22 protein-coding genes are annotated in these 22893 nt (G+C 38.1%); 5 read left to right on the forward strand and 17 right to left on the reverse strand.

Annotation, left to right across the window (positions count from 1 at the left end):
- Position 1: 1 nt before the first annotated feature.
- From JFV29_RS00770 to JFV29_RS00780, 3 genes are all read right to left on the reverse strand, one after another.
- The gene (locus tag JFV29_RS00770; protein WP_201180677.1) at positions 2–1363 is read right to left on the reverse strand and encodes a cytochrome ubiquinol oxidase subunit I; all 1362 of its coding nucleotides are present in this window, start codon (positions 1361–1363) and stop codon (positions 2–4) included.
- 557 nt (positions 1364–1920) lie between these two features.
- A complete protein-coding gene (locus tag JFV29_RS00775) occupies positions 1921–2427 on the reverse strand; it encodes an acyl-CoA thioesterase (RefSeq protein WP_056519293.1) in 507 nt (168 codons plus the stop codon).
- Positions 2428–2608: 181 nt separating this feature from the next.
- Positions 2609–2797, reverse strand: a complete 189-nt coding sequence (locus tag JFV29_RS00780) for a hypothetical protein (RefSeq protein WP_201180679.1) — start codon at positions 2795–2797, stop codon at positions 2609–2611.
- A gap of 527 nt (positions 2798–3324) precedes the next feature.
- Here JFV29_RS00780 and JFV29_RS00785 point away from each other — a divergent pair.
- Genes JFV29_RS00785 through JFV29_RS00795 form a run of 3 tightly spaced genes read left to right on the forward strand, consistent with a single transcriptional unit; the run spans position 3325 to position 7038 of the window.
- Complete coding sequence (locus JFV29_RS00785; protein WP_201180681.1) at positions 3325–4845, forward strand: spore germination protein; 1521 nt, start codon at positions 3325–3327, stop codon at positions 4843–4845.
- Between the two features lie 19 nt (positions 4846–4864).
- Complete coding sequence (locus JFV29_RS00790) at positions 4865–5956, forward strand: GerAB/ArcD/ProY family transporter (RefSeq protein WP_201180683.1); 1092 nt, start codon at positions 4865–4867, stop codon at positions 5954–5956.
- On the forward strand, positions 5953–7038 hold the full coding sequence (locus JFV29_RS00795) for a Ger(x)C family spore germination protein (RefSeq protein ID WP_201180685.1): 1086 nt from the start codon (positions 5953–5955) through the stop codon (positions 7036–7038). Before JFV29_RS00790 ends, JFV29_RS00795 begins: the two co-directional genes overlap by 4 nt.
- A 229-nt stretch (positions 7039–7267) precedes the next feature.
- On the opposite strand, the gene JFV29_RS00800 is transcribed toward JFV29_RS00795, so the two are convergent.
- The 7 genes from JFV29_RS00800 to JFV29_RS00830 all read right to left on the reverse strand — a co-directional run bounded on the left by JFV29_RS00800 (position 7268) and on the right by JFV29_RS00830 (position 14509).
- On the reverse strand, positions 7268–7915 hold the full coding sequence (locus tag JFV29_RS00800) for a 3-oxoacid CoA-transferase subunit B (protein WP_201180687.1): 648 nt from the start codon (positions 7913–7915) through the stop codon (positions 7268–7270).
- Positions 7916–7932: 17 nt separating this feature from the next.
- On the reverse strand, positions 7933–8628 hold the full coding sequence (locus tag JFV29_RS00805) for a CoA transferase subunit A (protein WP_201180689.1): 696 nt from the start codon (positions 8626–8628) through the stop codon (positions 7933–7935).
- Positions 8629–8659: 31 nt separating this feature from the next.
- Positions 8660–10045, reverse strand: coding sequence for a GntP family permease (locus JFV29_RS00810; RefSeq protein ID WP_201180691.1), 1386 nt, complete (start codon positions 10043–10045; stop codon positions 8660–8662).
- 608 nt (positions 10046–10653) lie between these two features.
- Positions 10654–12114: a sigma-54 interaction domain-containing protein gene (locus JFV29_RS00815; RefSeq protein WP_242486773.1), complete on the reverse strand. Its 1461-nt coding sequence runs from the start codon at positions 12112–12114 to the stop codon at positions 10654–10656.
- Positions 12115–12128: 14 nt separating this feature from the next.
- Positions 12129–12323: a hypothetical protein gene (locus JFV29_RS00820; RefSeq protein WP_201180692.1), complete on the reverse strand. Its 195-nt coding sequence runs from the start codon at positions 12321–12323 to the stop codon at positions 12129–12131.
- 66 nt (positions 12324–12389) lie between these two features.
- Positions 12390–13565, reverse strand: coding sequence for an acetyl-CoA C-acetyltransferase (locus tag JFV29_RS00825; protein ID WP_201180694.1), 1176 nt, complete (start codon positions 13563–13565; stop codon positions 12390–12392).
- Positions 13562–14509, reverse strand: a complete 948-nt coding sequence (locus JFV29_RS00830; RefSeq protein WP_201180696.1) for a 3-hydroxyacyl-CoA dehydrogenase family protein — start codon at positions 14507–14509, stop codon at positions 13562–13564. Before JFV29_RS00830 ends, JFV29_RS00825 begins: the two co-directional genes overlap by 4 nt.
- Before the next feature lie 263 nt (positions 14510–14772).
- On the opposite strand from JFV29_RS00830, the gene JFV29_RS00835 reads away from it, so the two are divergent.
- Positions 14773–15549: a 3-hydroxybutyrate dehydrogenase gene (locus JFV29_RS00835; RefSeq protein WP_056519268.1), complete on the forward strand. Its 777-nt coding sequence runs from the start codon at positions 14773–14775 to the stop codon at positions 15547–15549.
- Positions 15550–16326: 777 nt separating this feature from the next.
- The gene (locus tag JFV29_RS00840; RefSeq protein WP_201180698.1) at positions 16327–16584 is read left to right on the forward strand and encodes a GntR family transcriptional regulator; all 258 of its coding nucleotides are present in this window, start codon (positions 16327–16329) and stop codon (positions 16582–16584) included.
- A 41-nt stretch (positions 16585–16625) separates the two neighbouring features.
- Here JFV29_RS00840 and JFV29_RS00845 read toward each other — a convergent pair whose 3' ends face one another.
- The 7 genes from JFV29_RS00845 to nadX all read right to left on the reverse strand — a co-directional run bounded on the left by JFV29_RS00845 (position 16626) and on the right by nadX (position 22889).
- The gene (locus JFV29_RS00845) at positions 16626–17618 is read right to left on the reverse strand and encodes an NAD(P)/FAD-dependent oxidoreductase (RefSeq protein ID WP_201180699.1); all 993 of its coding nucleotides are present in this window, start codon (positions 17616–17618) and stop codon (positions 16626–16628) included.
- 279 nt (positions 17619–17897) lie between these two features.
- On the reverse strand, positions 17898–18152 hold the full coding sequence (locus JFV29_RS00850) for a ferredoxin (protein ID WP_201180701.1): 255 nt from the start codon (positions 18150–18152) through the stop codon (positions 17898–17900).
- Positions 18153–18389: 237 nt separating this feature from the next.
- Positions 18390–19349: a VOC family protein gene (locus JFV29_RS00855; protein WP_201180702.1), complete on the reverse strand. Its 960-nt coding sequence runs from the start codon at positions 19347–19349 to the stop codon at positions 18390–18392.
- Between the two features lie 45 nt (positions 19350–19394).
- The gene (locus JFV29_RS00860; protein ID WP_235569509.1) at positions 19395–20183 is read right to left on the reverse strand and encodes an SDR family NAD(P)-dependent oxidoreductase; all 789 of its coding nucleotides are present in this window, start codon (positions 20181–20183) and stop codon (positions 19395–19397) included.
- A gap of 41 nt (positions 20184–20224) precedes the next feature.
- The gene (locus JFV29_RS00865; protein WP_201180703.1) at positions 20225–20734 is read right to left on the reverse strand and encodes an aromatic-ring-hydroxylating dioxygenase subunit beta; all 510 of its coding nucleotides are present in this window, start codon (positions 20732–20734) and stop codon (positions 20225–20227) included.
- Between the two features lie 21 nt (positions 20735–20755).
- The gene (locus JFV29_RS00870) at positions 20756–22057 is read right to left on the reverse strand and encodes an aromatic ring-hydroxylating oxygenase subunit alpha (RefSeq protein WP_201180704.1); all 1302 of its coding nucleotides are present in this window, start codon (positions 22055–22057) and stop codon (positions 20756–20758) included.
- 46 nt (positions 22058–22103) lie between these two features.
- Entirely contained in the window at positions 22104–22889 is a 786-nt protein-coding gene (gene nadX, locus JFV29_RS00875; protein WP_201180705.1) for an aspartate dehydrogenase, read from the reverse strand.
- Positions 22890–22893: the final 4 nt, after the last annotated feature.

The raw sequence follows: 22893 nt of genomic DNA on the forward strand, positions 1-22893 counted from the left end.
TTTATGAATTAGAATCGAACAGCCTCTCATCTTTCTGTTCGGCTATATATATATCATCCATCACAGAATGACGTTTGAAATAATACAAAAGTGTAAACACGACGGATACGCATAAAATGATATATACAATAATGAACATCGTGAATAAAAACCCTAGATTTTCATATGAAGTTACTGAATCCGCAGTGGAAAGCATCCTGTATATCGTCCACGGCTGTCTGCCTGTACAAGCAAAAATCCAACCGCATTCTATCGAAATCACCGATAACGGGCCTGCAGCAACAAACAGCCATAGAACCCATCTGGGATAAGTATCCTTCTTCAACCACTTATTCCAGACTAAAGCGAACAAGGCTAAAGCGATTAAGCCTGAACCAATAATGACCATAGCATTGAATAAGATATGGACATAAAGCGGTGGCCAATACTCTTCTGGAAAATCGTTCAAACCGGTAACGACTGTATCAAAACTATTGCCTGATAAGAAGCTTAATAGCCATGGAAATTCAATCCCATACTTCACTTCCTGAGCTTCCCTGTCGGTATAGCCGAATAAAGTAAGTCCTGCATGGTCCTTTGTTTCAAACAAGCCTTCTGCGGCCGCCAATTTTTCCGGCTGTTCCCTATATAAATGCTGGGTCGTCGCGTGACCGTTAAGTGCCGTCAAAAAAGAGAAGACCAATCCTAATACAATGCTGAGCTTTAATGCTTTTTGGTGAAAATTAAATTCAGTAGTACCAAATTTATTCTTCAACATCTTATAGGCTGCAACTGCTGCTACGACAAAAGCACCTGTCGTATAAGCTGTCAGTGCAGTATGTCCTGCTGTTACTAAGAAACTTGGGTTAAAAAAAGCCGCCCAAGGATCAACATCGACAATTTCCCCATTTTCAAACCGAAACCCAGCCGGTGTCCCCTCAAAAGCATGTACATTAGAAATCAAGACAGCTGATGCCATTGCTCCAAAAGCAACAAAGAATAAACTCACGACACGAGCCCATGGCTTGATTTTTTCAGCAGCATACACGTAGATGGACATGAACAACGCTTCAATCATAAATGCATAAATCTCAATCTGGAACGGAAGCGCCATAACTCGCCCAATCACTTCCATGAATCCAGGCCATAAAAGTGACAGTTGTACACCCGCAATCGTACCAGTCGGAATCCCAACCCCAAGCAACACCCCTAATGTTTTAGTCCATCGTTTCGCCATGACAACATACTGTAAATCTTTTGTCCTTTGATACATCAATTCTGCCGCCAACATCATCATCGGCAACCCGACGCCAATCGTTGCAAATATGATATGTACAGCCATATTCGTCCCGAACATCGCACGGGCCATTTGTATATGATCCATACTGTCTTCCTTTCTAACCTTTGTCTCCTGATAGTATCTCCGCATAAAAGGAAAATATTTAATAAAATTCCACATACTATGTTTTCTGAGTTTTTGTCGGAATTTAGTAGCCTGTTTACCGTCTTTTGAGTATTAGAATATATTTATTCTGTCGAGGTTATTCTTGGGATATATTATTTCCAGTTGATCGCTTCTTAACCTAGCTTAGATTGCATGTACGAACGGCGATTTTATTATAGCTGTGCAAATAATAAATATTTCCTTCTCAATAAAAATACACACATACCCTACAATATAGTAGTCTATGTGTGTATTTGCGGTTGGCATTGACATTTTTAGGAGGAATTTTCACAAACATCAGATTAAAAGCACGGGTACTAGCCTATATATATGTATTTTAAATGTCAGGATCCTAAATACCCTTTGAACCTTCTTATCAATCAATTCCTGTGAATAATAAATCATCCTGTAACTGAATTAACATTTTTTCATTCCTTACATTTTTATTTATTGTCTTTGCACCTCGTAGGTTATAAGTTTAATCTTCTATATGAAAGTTAAGGATAATCTACATTTAAAAACGTAGCCACATCTTTGCTTTTTTGTTTTCTCTGTTTCCGCATACTTGCTCGATCTAATGCCGTTTCATGTAATTTTTTTTCTTCTTCTGTCTCCGGAATAACTTGTGGAACACGTGTTGGACGTTTATGTTCATCAAGTGCAACAAATGTTAATAGAGCAGTCGCTGCAATTCTACGTACACTGCTTTTTAAATCTTCAGCAATAATTTTCACAAATACCTCCATTGAAGATGTACCTGTCCATGCCACATAAGATATAAAACATACTGAATCTGTTGTACGAATGGGATGTAAAAAGTCAACTGAATCTGTTGAAGCAGTTACACATTCTCTTCGGCTATGACGTGCTGCAGAAATCGATGCTACTTGATCTACGTCACTCATTAACCTGCCGCCAAATAATGTATTATGATTGTTCACATCATTTGGGAATATACGACTTGTTCTTATCACCCTTGATTCTCTGCAATATTTTGCTTCTATAAACCCGTCCTCCTAAACATGGGACCTAAAATCACCTATGTAAACTTTTAGTATATGGTTATATTATGATACAATTTTGAGCTTTTTATCCTTTAAACACTATCGGCCTACGTAGCCTAGTGTTCCGAGAATGCGCAGCTTACTTTTTAATATCATTCACCAATTTACTTTATAGGTGTGGCTAGTTTTGAAGTGCTAGCCAGCCCGCTACCCACCTTTCATAATAATCATCTGGAGACTGCAGCAGATTCGCTTGAACAGCTGCTTGTCCGATAATGACACCACCAACTACATCATCCTGCATAACCATTAGAGATTTTAGATTTTCCAGCTTTTGATCCAATTTAATATGCAAGGTTTTGCTTCTCATGGTGAACTCCTTTGGTTAATCGAGTTAAAACTAGTTTCCTCTTTTTCCAGTTTTATATACGAAAGCGTGCAATCATTTAGACCCTAGTTTTAAGGCGTTTACAATAACATCAATTTTCAAGACAACATTCCCCTTCTTCCTTTGAAGGATGCCCATGATACCAAATGTCAGATTGTATTTTAGTTATTGTTTTCTTAAGAAAAAATCTCTTAAAATGAACAACGATAAAAGACACATTCTTAACTCTTAATTTTGAATCGATATATCTTACACAGTTTTCTATCATGCTGAAAATCAATCTTGACTACACCTCAAAACATTCACCCATCCTTTCGTCGATTAATAATCCTTCTTTAGAATAAAATGATTTCCGAATGACACACTTTACGCATAGGGCCTAGTGGCTCTATTCGGCTTTGTGGCAAGTAATGTACCATTTACGAAACAAGTTACAATTATATTCTAATAAGGTTAATATGGGATGTAATTGGAATAATAGGATAATAAGCTTAAGTTTAGAGGTGGAAATGTTGTTTAACCGCAGAAATTCCCAAAAAAACTTAAATCAAAAAGACGATTTTAATAAGGTTTCCGATATACGAAGCCTATTTAATTCCCTTTCGTCATCAAATGATTTTATAAACCATCAAGGCAACTTAAAAGGAATTGGCTATTGGGTATCTTTTTATCGCTCTTTAATTGACGGGCAAGAACTACATGAGAGCGTACTATCTGTAATACCAACTTTAGAAACGATTAGTTTGGAACAAATTAAAGAAAATATCCCCATAGAGAATACTCTAATCACTAGCACTAGGAAGGTAATTGAAGAAAGGATAATGAGAGGCGAAATTGCCATTCGTTTAGATACCAACCTCGATGAGTGTTTGTTGATAAATATTGCCTCCAAACAAGGAAGACAAATTGGTAAACCCGAGCTTGAATTTGGAATCATTAGTCCTCAAGAAGCTTTTGTCGAAGATATTGATATCAATCTGAATCTAGTGAGAAAAAGACTGCCTATCCCAGAGTTACAAGTAAATGAATTAACTGTAGGATCCTTATCTAAAACAAAAGTAGCTGTTATATATATAGAAGGAATTGTTGAACAGGAAAATGTCGATACCGTTATACAACGAATCAATGAAATAGAGTTCGATGACATTTTGGATGGATCCAATCTAGCGCAAATGCTTTATGATGATTCAAATACTCTATTCCCACTTTTCTTACATACGGAAAGACCCGATCGGATTGCAAGTGCTTTGTCTGAAGGTAAGGTAGCCATGGTGATAGATAGGTCTTCTTCTGCACTAATTGCTCCAACCATTTTATTGGAGTATTTTATTACCATGGAAGATTATAATATGCCCTGGGTTCCAGCTTCCGCTTTCCGATTATTAAGAATATTCGCGGTCATTTTTTCTATATTCGCTACACCTCTTTATGTAGCCGTGCTGACCTTTCATTATGAACTGATTCCTAAAGACCTTTTGGAGACGATTGTTGCTTCAAGGAATTTGATACCTTTCCCTCCTTTAATTGAAGCTTTATTCTTAGAGATTTCAATTGAACTGTTAAGGGAAGCCGCTGCCAGGTTACCAACAAAGGTAGGTCAGACATTAGGTATCGTCGGCGGTATTGTTATCGGTCAGGCTGCTGTTGTGGCTGGACTTACCAGTAATATTTTATTAATCATTGTCGCCTTATCGGCACTAGCATCATTTGTAACGCCAATTTATAAAATGGGAAATGCTATTCGATTACTTAGATTCCCCTTTCTACTAGGGGCACAAATCTGGGGTTTGCTTGGGATAACCCTTGCTTCCGTGTTTTTAATGACACATCTTATTAAGTTGACTTCAATGGGACATCCTTACCTAGAACCAATATACCCGTTTCGCATTAAAGATTGGAAAGACAGCTTTGTTCGGCTTCCTTTTAATTTTTTCCAGTCACGACCTGTAAATTTACGAACAGAGAATGTGACAAGACAACCACAAAAGCAAAAAACATCAAAAAAAAGAAAGAATGATTTTAATGAGTGATAAAAAATGAGGGTGCTGTATGAACCAAGCTGGTGTAAATGATAAATATAAAGTATCACCATTCTATGTGTTTTTTTTAGTACATTCCATGCAAACAGGCATAGGTGTGTTGAGTTTCCAAAGAGTTTTAGCGAAGTCGGCGGGGACGGACGGCTGGATCTCCATAATTCTAGCAGGGCTAATTGTTCATATTATGATTTGGATCATCTATAAAATATTCAGTATCGTTCCAGGGGATATCATTTCCGCCAATACACAGGCATTAGGGAAATGGCTTGGGAATTTTTTCAGTCTGTTATTCATCATTTACTTTTTGATTCTTGGGATGACAGTAATAATTAGCTATATAAATGTCGTACATGTTTGGATGTTTGAAGAAGTACCTTCCTGGGCATTTGCTCTAGTGTTTCTAATTCTGATTTATTACATAAATTCTGGGGGGTTCCGAACTGTTACCGGCGTTACCTTTTTAAGCGTATTGTTGACATACTGGCTTCTATTTGACCTCATCTATGCTATGAAATATGCTGAATTTACGAATTTGCTTCCTATTTTTGACCACAGCATTTTAGATATACTTAAAGGAGTAAAAGATAATTCATTAACCATGATTGGATTTGAAATGATTCTGATGTTTTATCCGTTTATCAAAGATGCTAAAACTTCACAAAAATATGCCCATGGAGGTGCCTTAACAACTACGTTACTGACCGTGTTCATTTATTTAGTTTCACTGGTCTTTTATTCACAAAAACAGTTAGTCCTGACTATTTGGCCGACACTGACAATGACTAGCGTTGTCGAGTTGCCCTTTATTCAACGTTTCGAATATATTGAGATCTCTTGGTGGGCCTTAGTTATCATACCCAATATGACCATTTCATTATGGGCTGCCAGCAGGGGATTTAAACGCTTATTTAATGTTCAGCAAAAGTATCCATTATGGGGTATGAGTATTATTATTCTGCTTATCAATATTTTTGTTTTTGATATGGATTCCCTTTATATTTTGAATAAAATTATCAATCCATATGGCCTGTACTTCATTTGTTTATACTTGCCTCTTCTTTTGTTAATCATCTATACAAAGAAATTGAGGAAACGTTTATGAGAAAAGTACTTCCTGTTATCCTAATCTATTCACTTCTTTGCAGCTGTGCACAACAGAAAGTAGTCGACGAAGTGAATATGGCCCAGGCTATTGGCTACGATTTAACAAAGGATGATATGATCGAAGGAATGTTCGTCATCCCCATCTTTCAACAAGAAAAGATGGGGAAATATCAAATCTTAAGTGGAAAATCAACGACAACGAGTGATGTTCAAGCTATTGTATCAAAAAAGGCAAATAAGCCGGTGCTCCTTGGACAGACACGAATCGTTTTTTTTAGTGAGAAAATCGTTCAACAAATTGGAATGACAGAGCTAACCGATTATATCTACCGTGAACCCCAACTTGGGAACAGGGTTATTTTGGCAATTGTCGAAGGAAAGGTTAAAGATGTCATTTATACAAAATCTCCTAATAGCAATGTGAATATTGGCATTTTTTTAGCCGATTTAATTACTCAACAAAAAGAATCTGGTAACGGACCGGATACTAATCTCCATATTTTTTTAAAGGACGCTCTAGCAGATGGCGGAGATGCGTTTCTTCCGTTATTAAAAAAACGTAATAACGATATTATGGTTTCTGGAGTAGCATTGATACACGAAAATAAAATAGTGAGTAAAGTGAAAACCCAAAATATGTTTGTATTTAAGACTTTAGTTCAATCCCATAAACGAGGAATTTATAAATTCAGTTTAAAAGATAAGAAAAAAAGCGAAATTGTGGTAGAGAGTATCCGAAGTGGTTCAAGTTATAATGTTTCAAACTCAGGGAGTGACCCCTCGATCACGATTAAAATCAAAATTGAAGGTCAAGTAAAGGAATCCATGAGAAGTGAAAACCTAACAAATAGAAAAATGATTAAAAAAATTGAAATGGCAATGAAACAGGATTTAACTAGGGAAGCTAACAAACTTATTAATGATTTTCAGAAAAAAAACATTGATCCGATTGGCTTAAAGGAGAAATATCATGCCAAAAATAAAAGAATGACATATGAAGAATGGAAAAAGATTTATCCTAATATGACGATAAAAGTAGAAACTGAAGTTCACATTCTTCAAACTGGCGTTTCGGAATAAGGTCAATTAATAGATGAAGTAAATGGCATCTAATTACAACCTCTTTATTCCTTCAAAGGAGTTGATAAAGGTAATACTTTTATGACCCGATAGGGCTAAATTAATATTTCACAAAAGGTAAAAGAACAGAGTGAAAATTTCACTCTGTTCTAAAAATAGAGATATCACCCTCTGAAAAATGAGGATCTTCATGGAACGAAAAAACCATAGTTCAAATTGACTTTTTTACTTACCCCTTTATTTCTAAAGACGAGCTTACAGTAAAGTCAGCCTCTGTATTGCGTTTCACTTGATCAAGTGTAACGCCGTTCTGCAATTCGATCAATTCCATACCTGCTTCTGAAAATTGAAAAACAGCCAAGTCAGTAATCAGGCAATGGATGACATTCTCTCCCGTCAATGGCAGTGTACAGCTCTTTTTCACTTTTGATTCCCCATGCTTGTTCACATGATCCATAATGACAACGATTCGTTTTGCCCCTTGGACGAGGTCCATCGCCCCACCCATTCCTTTTACCATCTTCCCAGGGATCATCCAGTTAGCTAAATCCCCTTTTTCGGAAACTTCCATTCCACCTAAAATGGCAAGATCGATATGTCCGCCGCGAATCATCGCGAACGACTCAGCACTATCAAAAAAGGAAGCCCCGGCTTTTGCCGTTACTGTTTCCTTTCCTGCATTAATCAGATCCGGATCCACTTCATCTTTATTTGGATAAGGCCCAATTCCAAGTAAGCCATTTTCTGATTGAAGCATGACATTGAGGTCACCAGGAATCATGTTAGCAATCAAGGTCGGCATGCCGATTCCTAAATTCACACACATACCATCTTGGATTTCTTTTACGGCCCGTTCTAATATTTGTTGTCTTGACATTCGAAAACTCCCCCTTTTTATACGTTAGTGGTTGTAAGTTTTTCAATTCGTTTTTGATAATGGTTTCCTACAAAGATTTTTTGTACATAAACCCCAGGAGTATGAATTTCATCTGGATCAAGCTCTCCAATATTAACAAGCTCCTCCACTTCGGCAATCGTGATTTTCCCCGCGGTGGCTACAACTGGGTTAAAGTTTCTTGCCGTTTTTCTATAAATGAGATTACCAAACGGATCTGACTTCCATGCTTTGATAAAGGCGAAGTCCCCGACTAGCCCTTTTTCCATAATGTATGTGCGACCATCAAATTCCTTATGTTCTTTACCTTCAGCCACTTCTGTCCCAACTCCAGTAGCTGTATAAAAAGCAGGAATACCTGCTCCACCCGCTCTTAGACGCTCAGCAAGCGTCCCCTGAGGAACTAGCTCAACCTCCAGTTCTCCATTTAAAAATTGTTGCTCAAACAGTTTATTTTCACCTACATAAGAAGCAATCATTTTTTTGATTTGCCTATTCTCCAACAATAGTCCGAGACCTGCATCATCGACTCCACAATTATTGCTGATAACAGTCAAATCTTTTACTCCTTTATCACGCAATGCATGAATTAGATTTTCTGGAATTCCACTTAATCCAAAACCGCCAACAACAATCGTTGCTCCATCCTCAATTTGTTGAATGGCACTATCCAAAGAAGACAATAATTTTCCCATTTTCTCCATCTCCATTTCTTAGTTTATTCTTTTAAATAAACAGTGATGCTGAAAAAGCAAGGATGAACACTGTAACCGTTTTCAAGATCGTAATAACAAATATGTCTTTATACGATTGCCGATGTGTCAATCCTGTAATCGCAAGTAATGTAATAACGGCACCGTTATGTGGAAGCGTATCCATCCCTCCGGATGCCATGGAAGCAATACGATGAAGCATTTCCGGGCTGAACCCAACAGTTTGTGCCACCTGCAAGTAATGACTTCCCATTACCTCTAATGCAATGGAAAGTCCACCAGAAGCAGATCCGGTAATTCCTGATAGCACATTGACAGCGACTGCTTCCGAAACGAGTGGATTGCTGCTTGCGTTGAACACCCAATTTTGAATCACAGAGAAACCCGGAAGCGTTTTCACAACATTTCCAAAACCAACCTCAGAAGCGGTATTGAAGATTGCTAGCAAAGATCCCATTGCAGCAGCTGTTAAACCACTTGCCAGTTTGACCTTTATGCGCCCAACATTCAGAAGCATCGCTGCTAGGATCCCGATTGTCAGTGCAACAATTAAAGACCAAGAAGAAGTTACGGAGCTTACATCAGCGATATTGAAGGTTTCCTTTAACATCGTGCCATCATACCAGTTCTTTACGGAAATAGCACTGCGACTGAAAGCGAAGTTGAACGCAACTACAAGCACAAGTGGTACGATGGACAGCCAAAAGTTAGGCAGGTTTTGCTGTTCGCCACTTTCGGGTTCATTAGTATGTCCTTCCCCGTAACCTTCACCTTTTGCTAACGCTTGTTTACGACGATGTTCTAACCAGATCATTCCACCTGTGAATACCATGATTGCGCCAATGATTCCGATTAATGGTGCCGCATACGTATCTGTTCCAAAATAATTCGTTGGAATGATGTTTTGAATCTGCGGTGTTCCAGGAAGCGCATCCATCGTATAAGTGAAAGCACCCAGTGCTATGGTTCCTGGCAATAACCGCTTTGGAATATCCGCCTCTTTATAAATCGCTGCAGCAAATGGATAAACTGCAAAGGCTACAACAAACAGTGAAACCCCACCATATGTCAGCGCTGAACAGGCTAGGACTACAGCAAGAATGGCCCGCTTTGAACCTAGTGATTTAACGATGGTCTTGGCAATAGATGCTGCTGCACCACTCATCTCCATTACTTTCCCAAATATAGCACCTAATAGAAATATTGGGAAGAATGATTTTACATAATTTGCTGCATATGTCATATATGTCTCTGTATAGCTCGGTAACAAATGACCACCAGATAAAATGACCGCCAATAATGTAACAAGCGGTGCTATAATAATGACCGGATAACCTCTATAAGCTAAAAAGATTAAAAGTCCAAGAGCCACAACAATGGCTAAAATTTGAATCACCAATACAATTCCCCCTTTTCTCTTCTCCCTATGCCCCCAAATTCACATTTTCAATCGGATTTTACAATTCGAGCCTGCCTTCCCCAAGTCAAGCTGAATGATTATACTACTACTTCCCCCAATTGATAATGCTTTCAACAAACTATGAAACTTTAAAATTGCTCCCTATCCATTTTCCCAATCGTAGCCCTTTGTAAAATGACAGATGGACCATTCAGTAAAATACATATGCAATATTCGTGCCAACATAATTAAAATTTAAAATCACTCATCTATTAAAGCATTTCAAATCATTTTCCTTCCCCTTTTTATTAACTGTAGAAGCTAAAATCCTCTAAAACTGTTCAGGTTTCTTTACACTCTATTTATAACCTCAAAAAAAGTGTAAGCCTTTTCATACACTTTTCAAATTACCTCTCGTTTAATGAACGGATTTCTTAACACATTCATAAAAAATCCAAACAAAGAAAACTCGCCGACTTACACAAGTGTCGTAGGTTCCTAATAAAGACCACTACGAAACATCTATATTAATCCTCTAAAAGAGGTTGTTCAAAAGTATAAAAAAGTACCCGTTGCAAATGCACAGGGTACTTTTCTACAATCATAATTCATAAACCATACTTATTCATCTTCTCATAAAGTGTCGTCCGACTCACTCCGAGCCGCTTTGCCGTTTCGGATTTATTACCTGAAGTCATTTCCAGACAAGAAAATATTGTAGCACGTTCGGTTTCTTCCATTACTTCGGCTAAAGTGCGGATTGGGGCTAGTTCTTTGTGACCCGTTATTTCTTCAGGAAGATGCTTGGAATCTATCATTTCCTCTTCATCAACAATATTCAACGCGCGTTCAATGATATTTTCCAGCTCACGAATATTACCCGGCCACTTATAGAAACGAAGTAGCCGTAAAGCTTGATCACTCATACCCTGTACACGCTTTTTCATAAGGTTTTGGTATTTTTCAACAAAATAATTCACCAGAATTTCAACGTCCTCTAATCGCTTCCTTAAGGACGGAACGTGAATTTGCATGACCTTTAACCGATAATACAAATCAAGCCTGAACTCACCTTTTGAAACCATTTCTTCTAGATTGCGGTTCGTTGCCGCGATTACCCGTACATCAATCTGAACACTGCCCGTAGAACCGACCCGTTCAATTTCTTTTTCTTGTAAAACACGAAGTAATTTCACCTGCATATGCAGTGGTAGCTCACCGATTTCATCAAGAAAAATTGTCCCGCCATCAGCTGCTTCGAACTTACCTGCCTTCCCGCCTTTTTTTGCACCGGTGAAAGAACCCTCTTCATAGCCAAAGAGCTCTGACTCTAGCAATTCTGCTGGGATAGCTGCACAGTTCACTTTAACGAATACACCCATGGCTCGTCTGCTTTCATTATGAATGGAATGGGCAAACAGCTCCTTACCTGTTCCGCTTTCACCCAGTATCAACACATTTGAGTCACTTTTAGCTGCAATTCTGGCTTGTACTTTTACTTCCATAAGAGCAGGACTTTTCCCCATAATATGATCAAACGTATAGGATGCTTTATTTCTCTCGCGAAAATCACCTTTATACTTTTTTAGCTCTATTTCCAATAAGTTTACCCGTTTGGAAAGAGCCGTAAATTGCCCGACATTTTTAAATAATATTTTCCCGACCGCCCCTACGATTTTACCTTGTTTCAGAATCGGGGAACGGGTCGCAATAATGTAATTATCTTTAATTTTTTGTAATTCAGCGACTTCCTGTTTGCCAGTTTTGGCTACTAAATGCATACGGGTATTTTCGATGATTTCCGTTACATGCTTCCCAATTGAGCTTTCCTGATCGACCCCAAGAAAATCAGCATATGCATGGCTCAACATTTGTACATACCCTTCCGTATCGACCATAACCAAACCATCATAGGCAAATTCAATAATATCTTTAAAAAGGATTTCTTCATGATTATCAATATTAAGAAAATCATTTTTATTGTTCGTAAATAACAGGAAATAAAATTGATACTCCTCATCAGCCACTTGAACAATCTCTTTTCTAACAATCACATTATTACCGTTCAAATAAATAGGCGTATTTACAGCTGACAATAGATTTTTTTAATAATCAACGTTGTTTGCTGATCAAATTGATCCTCTGAAAACCCCTCAGATAATACGCGATTGTATAGGACGATTTCTTTTTCGTTTTTCGTTACCAAAATCCCAAAAGGTAATTCTTCCAATATCGCTTTTACTAATTCTAATTGAACCGTTTTATTATCATTGGCCATACCTATTCTCCTTAATCCATCTGATGTTTACCCATTATATCATAGGAAAATAAGACCAAGTCACCTTTACCGTTCAACAATCAGCGCTGTACCCTGCCCGCCACCAATACATAAAGTAGCAAGGCCCGTTTTTGCACCTCTACGCTTCATTTCATACAATAATGTAACTAAAATCCGCGCACCAGAAGCACCTACAGGATGGCCAAGTGCTATCGCACCGCCATTAACATTCACTTTTTCTGGATCCAGTTCAAGGTCCTTCAGCACAGCGAGTGACTGTGCCGCAAAGGCTTCATTCACTTCCATTAAATCAATTTCATCAATTTTCAATCCCGCTTTTGCTAAAGCTTTTTTTGTCGCAGGTACTGGACCGTATCCCATGATTTTTGGATCAAGCGCAGCGTTAGCATATGACTTGATAGATGCTAAAATTTCCAGTCCCAGCTCGTCAGCTTTTTCTTTAGACATCAATACCAGCATCGCACCGCCATCATTGATTCCAGACGCATTTCCGGCCGTAACCGTTCCATTTTCCTTAAAAGCAGGTCGAAGTTTCGTTAGCTGGTCTATCGTTAGCCCATGGCGTGGATGTTCATCTTGGTCAACTAAGACCGTTTTTCCTCTGCGTTTATATTCAACAGGGACGATTTCATCTACAAATCGACCTTCAATTTGGGCCTTTTCAGCTTTCAACTGACTATGTAAAGCAAATTCATCCTGCTTTACACGACTGATTTCCCACTGTGCCGCAATATTCTCGGCGGTTACACCCATATGATACTGATTAAAAACATCCGTTAAGGCATCATAAGTCATTGAATCCACGACCTCGGCATTCCCCATCTTCTGTCCAAAACGGTAATTCGGAAGTAAATACGGGGCATTGCTCATGCTTTCAATACCCCCAGCAAGAATCACATCGGCATCACCAAGTGCTATGAATTGGGCCCCCATAATTACCGTACGGAGCCCCGACCCGCAAAGCTTATTGATGGCCATAGCTGGTGTTGTTTCCGGGACCCCTGCATGAATCGCAACCTGACGTGCCACATTTTGCCCTAACCCGGCCGATAGAATATTCCCAACCAATACCTCATCGATCATGTCAGCCGAAATATTGGCCCGCTTAATTGCTTCTTTAGCTGCTACCACTCCCAGTTCAACCGCTGAAACATTGGCAAGACTACCTCCAAGCGTACCAACTGGTGTTCTTGCTGCTCCTACAATCACTACTTCTCTCATAATACTTCCTCCTTCTCCATTTTTAATTTTCCTAGTTTAATAAAATTACGGTCCCTCTCATTGATTTTCTGAGAAACGGTAGATTCCTCATAAGTGAAAATCCCTTCACCTGACTTCGCCCCAAGCTTCCCCTTTTCCACTAAATCCCGAATAATGATCGGGGCTTGCTTACTTTGGTCCAACTCTGGTGCAACATTATCAAAAACGCGCTGCCATGTATCAAGTCCCCCAAAATCAGCAATCTCGATTGGCCCAGTAAACGCCCAGCGAAATCCAGGTCCCGCTGTAATGGCTGTATCAATATCCTCAGCAGTGGCTACGCCCTCTTTTAAGAGATAAAAGGCTTCCCGCATCAAGGCAGTCTGCAGACGATTGGCAATGAATCCTGCTATTTCTTTTTTTAAAAGAATCGGAGACTTGCCTATTTTACGAATTAAATCAAGTGTAGCCTCGACGACTTCCGGCTTTGTTACATTATGCTGAACAATTTCAACTAAAGGAACCAGATGCCCAGGATTAAAAAAATGCGCGATTATCATCCGGTCCGCAAACGAAGCAGTCTCCATCAATCGAGAAATCGGGAAGGTGGATGTATTTGAAGCAATAATTGCATCCTCTTTCACTATTTGCTCCAATTGTTGATAAAGGTCCAACTTCAATTCAATGACTTCCGGAATAGCCTCAATTATAAAGTCAGCATCCTTGACGGCCTCCTTCAAGTCAACCTTATATGTAATATTAGATAAAGCACCCTGCTTTTCCTGTTCAGTCATAGCACCTTCTTCAATGAGCAGGGATAGATTCTCAGATATTCGATCTTGAGCTTTCGATAGAAACTCTTCTTTAATATCGTTGATAGTGACGAAATACCCGCTAACTGCGAATGACTGAGCGATTCCACTCCCCATTACACCTGAACCGATAATTGCTATATTTTTGATCATCTCGTTTCTCCTTTCTTATCCATGATATTTCCTATATTTTACTCAACTTATATACATGCAATATCCATGCCAACACTAAGAGAAAATAAAAATCTTTTGTTATTTTAAAAATTATGATAGACTCTAAATCAATAACCATCCCCCCATATTTTTATTACCTTCCCTTGATATTTTAAATTTGCTTTCATATGAATATTCCCTATATATCAAACTAAACTTTTTGACAGATTTAGACCGTTACATTTTTTTTGGAGGAATGTAATATGGTTAAAGATAAAGTGGCGATCATTACGGGGTCTGCTAGAGGAATCGGTTTTGAAATTGGAAAGATCTTTGCTGAAAATGGAGCAAAGGTCGTTCTTTCAGACCTTAATCAAATTACAGTTGAAGATGCAGCTCTAGATTTAAGAAACAAAGGCTTGGAAGTCACCGGCTTTAAAGCAGACGTAACAAATGAAGAAGATATTATTCAACTAATCAAACAGACCAAAAGGAAATATGGCCGAATTGATATTTTCATTAATAACGCTGGACTTCAGCATGTTGCTCCGATTGAAGAGTTCCCAACTGAAAAATTCGAACAGATGATCAAAATTATGCTAACCGCTCCATTCATAGCAATTAAAAACGTTTTGCCCATTATGAAAGAACAAGGATTCGGCAGAATCATTAATATCTCTTCCATTAATGGACTGATTGGATTTGCTAATAAAGCAGCGTACAATAGTGCAAAACACGGTGTAATTGGATTGACGAAAGTCGCCGCCCTTGAAAGCGCATCTTCGGGAATAACAGTAAACGCCCTTTGCCCAGGATACGTGGACACACCTCTCGTACGCGGCCAACTGGAAGATCTAGCAAGAACAAGACAAGTGCCACTAGAAAGCGTTTTGGAAGAAGTTATCTATCCGCTCGTCCCACAAAACCGCTTACTCGACGTAAGCGAAATCGCCGACTATGCCATTTTCCTAGCAAGTGACAAAGCCCGAGGCATCACCGGCCAGGCTGTTGTGTTGGATGGTGGTTATACAGCTCAATAAAAAGAAAAGAGCTCCTACCAGAGGATTATAACCCGGATAAAGGACACTTAATAAAGCGCCCTTTATCTGGGTTTTCTTTATCCTACGAAGGAAACAAATAATAAATAAGGTGTTATTTTTTATTGACATTAAAAATGGTAGGTCATATCCAAACAAAAAAAGAAAGAAAAAAAGAGTTAGTAGCCATTAACCACTCACTCCGCAGATTTCAATTTCATAGGTACAAAATAAATTCATACTATTTAATCTTAAAGTTATAATTGAGAGTGCCTAAAAATTTAAGAAATTCTCAAATTCTTTTCAAATTTAAATTGGAATAATTTCTAAAAAAACGTCTTAAAAACCTCTTGGTGCTGACTACATTCATTGCAGATATATTCTATTTCTAATGCATCTTCTCTTACTGTATGAACTGTCTCTTTTTTACAAGTTTCACAAAATCTTTCTTCGCGTATTTCTTCCATTACTAATCACTCTCCATGTTCATATTGTCTTTTTTTACATTATTTTGTGTAGCTATTATATTTTGTGAATAATTAAAGGAAAAATACCATTTTTTCCTGAAGGACCTCCATAATGAAAAAGAAGAAAAGAATTCAGAGACAAAAAAACAACATTATGATGCGATTTCTAGAAACAAGAAGGCTCTGGGTGCCCATATATACGTATCGGCATTTGGTTATAGTAACTTATACCAGAAGCTTTGAATGACTTCAAATGAGTTTTAATATACAATTAATATACATGTATATTAATTGTATATTCGAAGGGAGCACCATGGAAGCAAACCATTATCAGTATATTAAAGAGCAAATTGAATATTATTCATCTAAACCTTTAAGGGAAGCAATATTTTACGTTGTTAAGAATGCAATTATAGAAGGGGTATTTTTACCTGGGGATCGTTTAACGGAAGATGATATCGCCCAACAGTTTAACTATAGCCGTACACCGGTTCGTGAAGCATTGAGAAAATTGGAACAGGAAAACATTCAAGGGTATGGTCAAAAATTACTACCTTACCATTACCCTTGAAAATCACTTTTAAGACTACAATTTAATGCACTACTAGCAAATCATGCGAATAAGGAAGTACTATGCATTGGCTGAACTTTGGCTTTAGGATCAATATAGGCTTTAGCATTATTGACTGCAGTAGGACCTTCACCAAATCCTGTTGTAATTAATTTAACCTTTCCTTCATACGTACAAATATCCCCGGCAGCGTATATGCCTGAAATATTTGTTTCTTGCTTGGAATTAACTATAATTGAATTTTTCTCAAGTTTTAGACCCCATTCTTTAATTGGGCCAAGAGAGGAAATAAAACCATAGTTAACAATTAGGTCATCTATATCAACTAGTTCTTTTTGTTGAGTCTTAGTGTGTTCTAAGACAATTTTAGTGATTTGATCTGCTCCTACCAGCTCTGAAGGAACATATGGTGTTTTGACTTCAACAGACGAATTCATCAATTGGTTTACACTATGTTCATGAGCACGAAATTTATCTCTTCGATGTATCAATGTTACTTTTTCAGCGATAGGCTCAAGCATAAGTGCCCAATCAAGAGCCGAATCTCCACCGCCTAGAATCGCTACTTTTTTTCCTTTGAATCGAGTCATGTCATTCACAAAATAATGTAAATTCTTGTTTTCAAACTGAGTTGCATCTTCTAGTTCTAATTTACGAGGCTGAAAAGCTCCATTCCCTGCAGTAATAATAACTGATTTAGAAATATGAGTATCTAGGTTTGTAGTGATTTTAAATGTCCCATCTTCTTGCTTTTCAATCAGTTTAACCGCTTCGTCAAGACAAATCGTCGGTTCGAATACCTTCATTTGTTCTTTTAAATTCTCTACCAATTCTTGAGCCCGTACTTTTGGAAATCCAGCTATATCATAAATGAATTTTTCAGGGTAAAGAGCGGTGAGTTGTCCTCCCAATTGTGGAAGACTCTCTATGATTTTCACCTTTGCTTGCCTCATTCCACCATAGAAAGCTGTAAATAAACCTACTGGACCGCCACCAATAATTGTAATATCATCAATCTTCTTTTCTTCTATCATCAGTAATCACCTCGAGTTATACCCTATTAGAATCAATCGTTCTTCTTTCTGGTCATGGATCTATAAATCTTGAAGGGCGGACTTGCCATATTTCTAGTGATATTTCTCATTACCTGATAAGTGATAACAAAATACAAGGAGTCAAAAATGTTAAATATCCGGCTTATGCTTTTCAATGTAGCAATAATAAATAATGTCAAACTAGCGACTTTATTTTCCTTACTAAAAAATAACATGATTCTAAGGAATCATATAAACCTGGTACTAGTTGAGACCATTTTAAGATATCTCCAGTTTAAAAGGATTGCCATCAAAAGAAGCTTGGGCTATTTTTATAGATTCGGTTGGACATCCTTCTAAAGCATCTAGCACATTCTCCTCTAATTCATCAGGGATGACCGCTGTTCCTTCATTATTATCTAATGTAACAAATGCAATACCTTCTTCATCGTAATCATAAATTTCAGGAGCTGTAGCTCCACATGCTCCACAAGCAATACAAGTTTCTTTATCAACAATCGTATAATTAGCCATTTCCCCTCGTTTTCTCTCCTTTCTAAGTTCCAGTTTCTACCCAAGGCTCATACAAATCTGGTTGTAGAAATCTGGCTATTTCCTATGCTTTTTCTATTTACTCATTCTTGTTCAGATTTTCTATGTTTCCAAATTAATGCTTCACTAAGTATTGATAATTACTCATTATGTAAGTCCTAAGTGTTCAGACACTTTAATATGAACACATATTTTAGCTGGTAATTGAATGACATTCGTTTACGTATCAAAACGTTCTAGCAATTCAATAATCACTTTATATGTCGATGTCGTGTCCATATATGCATATCGTCCTTTTCCGTTATAAAAGTTACCTGTCTGAATGACCGGATAACCCATTTTTTCCAACATCTTCATTTTCTCATCCATATCTTTTACGACAAACGAGATATGGTGAACTCCTTCCCCATACGTTTCAAGATGATGCTTCCAAGTACTCGGAGAATCGCCCGGCTCAATCAATTCAATTTGAATTAATGGCGTATTGAAAAATATATATCTTGATTTTCCTTCGGTAGGCTTTCCTTTGTAAATCACATTTGTTACCTCAGAGGAACCAGAGTGAATGATCGACGGTTTTTCCATATCTAGTAATCTACAGTAGGCATCCGCAGCCGCATCAAGGTCTTTAACGACAATTGCAAGCTGTTCTACTTTGTTAGTCCCTAAAAGCGGCTGAACGCTATCATCTTCCGGTTTTTCCCACACTGTTTGCCTCGGTTCTGCACTCTCAAGCAGTTCAACTAACGTTTTATGATCATCTAGTGTATCTACATACACGTACCGGCCGTCACTCGAGGTAAATTCACCTGTTTGCAATACTGGATATCCACTTTTCTCCATCACAGGAAGCCTCTTTTGGATAGAGTCAACATCAAAAGCAATATGATGAATTCCTTCACCTACTGTATCCAAAAACTCACGCATTGTTCCTGGATTTTTATCCGGTTCTATGAGTTCGAATTGGACGGTTGGTGTATTAAGAAAAGCCAGTTTAGATTTTGAATCTGTTGGTTCACCTTTAAAAATCACCTTCGAAACAGTACTGTCACCAGTTAGAAATGGTTCAACCTTCTTAATGCCTAACAATTTTGTAAAAGCTACATTAGCAGATTCAATATCTTTTACAACAAATGCAAGCTGATTAATATTTCTATTGCCTAATAGTGATTCAGTCATGTTTATAAACCTTCTTTCTAAAGTCTATTTATTCTAAACATTCATTCAGCCAAGTCCCCTCACTGACAATCCACCATCACTAGAAATGACTTCACCGGTAATCGCGCGCGCTTCGTCAGAAGCTAACAGTACATACGCAGCAACGTGATCTTCTGGCAACTGGGCAAGTTGAAGTGGGTTTCTTTTTTTAATGCTGCTTGCTTTTGTATCATTATCCACGACTTTAACAAATGGGCGCAGAGGTGGAATGACCGATAATGCTGTCAGTGTGCCACCAGGCGCTACAGCATTTACCCGAATATTTGGAGCGAGTTCGAACGCAAGTTGGCGCATTAATCCGATTTGAGCGTGCTTGCTTGCTGTGTACCAAACGCCACCTCCATCAGGATAGAAACTTGCACCAGATACAGTAAAAATAATATTGCCATTAGATTTCTGCAGTTCTTCAAGTGCTGCTTTCGCACCGAAGAAAGAGCCTTTAACGTTAATATTGAGCAGGAAATCATATGCTTCGGAAAGTGCATCGGGAGTTACGTCGGCAAATTTAGCAAATCCATCGAAGACTCCTGCATTAGCGACGAGAACATCTAACTTCCCAAATTGCTTAACAGTGGCCTGTACAGCCTTCTCATTGTCTTCGTATTTACTTACATCTCCTTGGTTAATGAGAATTTCTTCACCAAATTCCTCTTTCATTTTCTTTAGCGTTTCTATAGAGCGGCCGATAATGCTGACTTTTGCCCCTTCTTGTATAAAACGTCGAGTGACAGCTTCTCCTATACCCGAATTACCACCAGTAATCAACACTACTTTATCTTTTAAGGCCATTGCCATTGTAACCAACCTCCTTGTTATCTTTTTTACGATACTTACTGTTATACGAAGATAGCGAGGTTCCTTGTATTTATTGTTGTTTGATCAACAATGAATATCCGTTTGGAAAGTTTCCATTTACCATCTTCGAATATGAATTCATCATTTCGTTCCCCCGAAATCAAATCGTGTTGAATATCAGTGCTACGGCTTCGATAGATAAGTAGATAGCTCTTAACGACCGCCTTTTCACCTTCAACAAAGTCTTTAACACGCACGTTGCTGACAAAACGCCGCGTTCTGGAAGGAGGAATTTCTGCCCATGCATAATCCGTTTTCAAACGATCTACGCGGAGCTTAAGTAATTCAATATCATCATTAAATGTAAACATTTTAGTTGAATAATCCGGACGTTCAACTCCTTCCTTATTGACACGTACAGGCATTTGATAACACAAACTCGAATGCATTAGATCGAACCATTCATCAAATTCAATATCATCAAGTAATTGTGCTTCATCATACAACCACTGTTCAAATTCACATTTAACAAGCATTTCTTCCACTTTCATTTTTCTTCCCCCTCCCGCTTATCATTTCGTCATTAATTCCAACCAGTATTTATAAAAATTCCGTTGACTTGCTTCTGTAAATTTATCATCGTAAGCAACACCTGGTCCGATAAAATCAACAGGTTCGCGATGAAGACCCATTGTATAATTATAAGTTAAATTCTTTAGAAAAGGCATCGGACCCTGGGCGGCTTCAGTAATGTCCGTAAATACTTCCGTGTCATCTTGCTCAAAAATGCCAGATGGGCTAAACGTCAAGATAAACGAATCTCTTGAACGATCTTTCCAATCTTGAGAGGCGTTTTTTTCAACGAGCATCCAAGCGATTACTTCCATCTTATTGTGACCAATTGGCCGCCACATTCTAATTGAAGTGTTAGAGATAAACTGGTCTTTAATTTTTGTATGAGAAATTAAAAATGATAAGTTCGGGAAAACGTTTCCAATCATATTTTTTAAGTTTGATAATACTTCATATTGTTCTTCTGACAAATTACTTTTAAATTCATTTTTCAATTCTTCCGGGAAAGCAAAATCAGGGTTAGGTGTTCCTAAGTTTAGTCCATGTCCGTTTTCCGTATGAATTTGAAAACCACGCTTTGAATACGTTGCATTGGGTACCATGCCTAGTTTTGCAATTGAACCATGTGTGACCATCGTATGATAGGAATCACCAACAAAGTTATCAGAACCTACTTTCCAGTTAGAACTAACAACAAATCGTTGAGGGACCCCGATTACTTCCATTTCTGCCCGTCCTACAAGGATATCTAAATACCATTTAATATCACCTAGAAACTCTTCAAGCGGCTCTACATCTTCATTCCATGTTCCAAATAAAAGACCTTTATAGGATTCAAGCTTCACTTGGTGAAGCCCCATTTGTGAACGATCAAGCGTCCCGCCATAAATATCTTTTTGAAGTGGCACACCCACAAGCTCTCCTGTGTTTTTAAAGTTAAATCCATGATATGGACACGTAAATAAAGTCTTGTTACCTTTGTCAGCCCGACAAAGTTTCATTCCACGATGGGTACACATATTATAAAAAGCACGAATTTCCCCTTCATTATCACGTGTAATAATGAGCGAATATCCTGCGAGATCACGTGTCATGTAGTCTCCTTTGTTCGGGACTTCAGATTCATGACCGACAAAGACCCATGTTTTCAAAAATACTTTTTCATGTTCTATATCGTAAACCGTTTGATTGCCTAGGAGGTAAGCAGGTATTACTCCTTCCTCTGGTTTGACCGTTTCGTTCAAATAGCTAACAACTTGCTGTTTCGACATTTCTTCTATGGATTTATCAGTTTTAAGCATACTTGTAGTCTCCCCTCTATGAACATGACATGACTTAAATCAATTATTACCCAATTTGAACACTCTTCTCTTTGTTTTGCAGAGTAGCCAATACACTTAACGCAGCTAAGTAACTCGTTTTCGGATTGTTTGGCATTGGATCATTTTCTACTTCAAGTTTAAGTTTTCCGAATGAACCTGACGCTTCAATAAGATGAATATTTTTCAATACATATGGATCGGCAATGATTTTCACTTTCGTCTTTTCAGGCCCGAGACCAGCCAAAGACAATACAATAGCAACATTAATATTTCTCGGAAACTGCTTAATTGCTTCTGCAGCAGAACCTTCGAATAATACCGTTTCTTCATCTAATGAAGAACCTGAAGGCAACGCGCTAGGCGGTTTTCTCGTTGTAATACTCACGGATTCAAGTCCATCAACTGCTTTTGCCGATTTAAGTACATCGAGACCTCCGATTGCACCTGACGGGAGGAAAATATTAACGTTATTTTTTTGGCAGAGGCGTTTAATATTGTCTTCATAAGCAGCATCGGCCATTACACCTATGCTGCTTAATAAAAGATTTTTTCCGCTTTTTATCACTTTCAATGCGTACTCTTCAGCAGCTTCAATTGTCGCTGCTTCTATGACTAAATCCACATCTGAATTAAGGAGAGAGTCAACATCACTATACGACTGTGTCCCAAATTCTTCAACTAGTTGAGCTGCTATTTCTTCACGGCGTGCATAAATCGAAACGATTTTCCCTCCTGGAAGAAGTCCGTCTTTATTTATTGCCTGAAGCAGAAATTTCCCGATATTACCGCATCCAATTAGCCCTAGTTTCATGTAA

The organism is Peribacillus sp. TH16 (assembly GCF_016651095.1).
In the GTDB taxonomy this organism is placed as follows: Bacteria; Bacillota; Bacilli; order Bacillales; family DSM-1321; genus Peribacillus; species Peribacillus butanolivorans.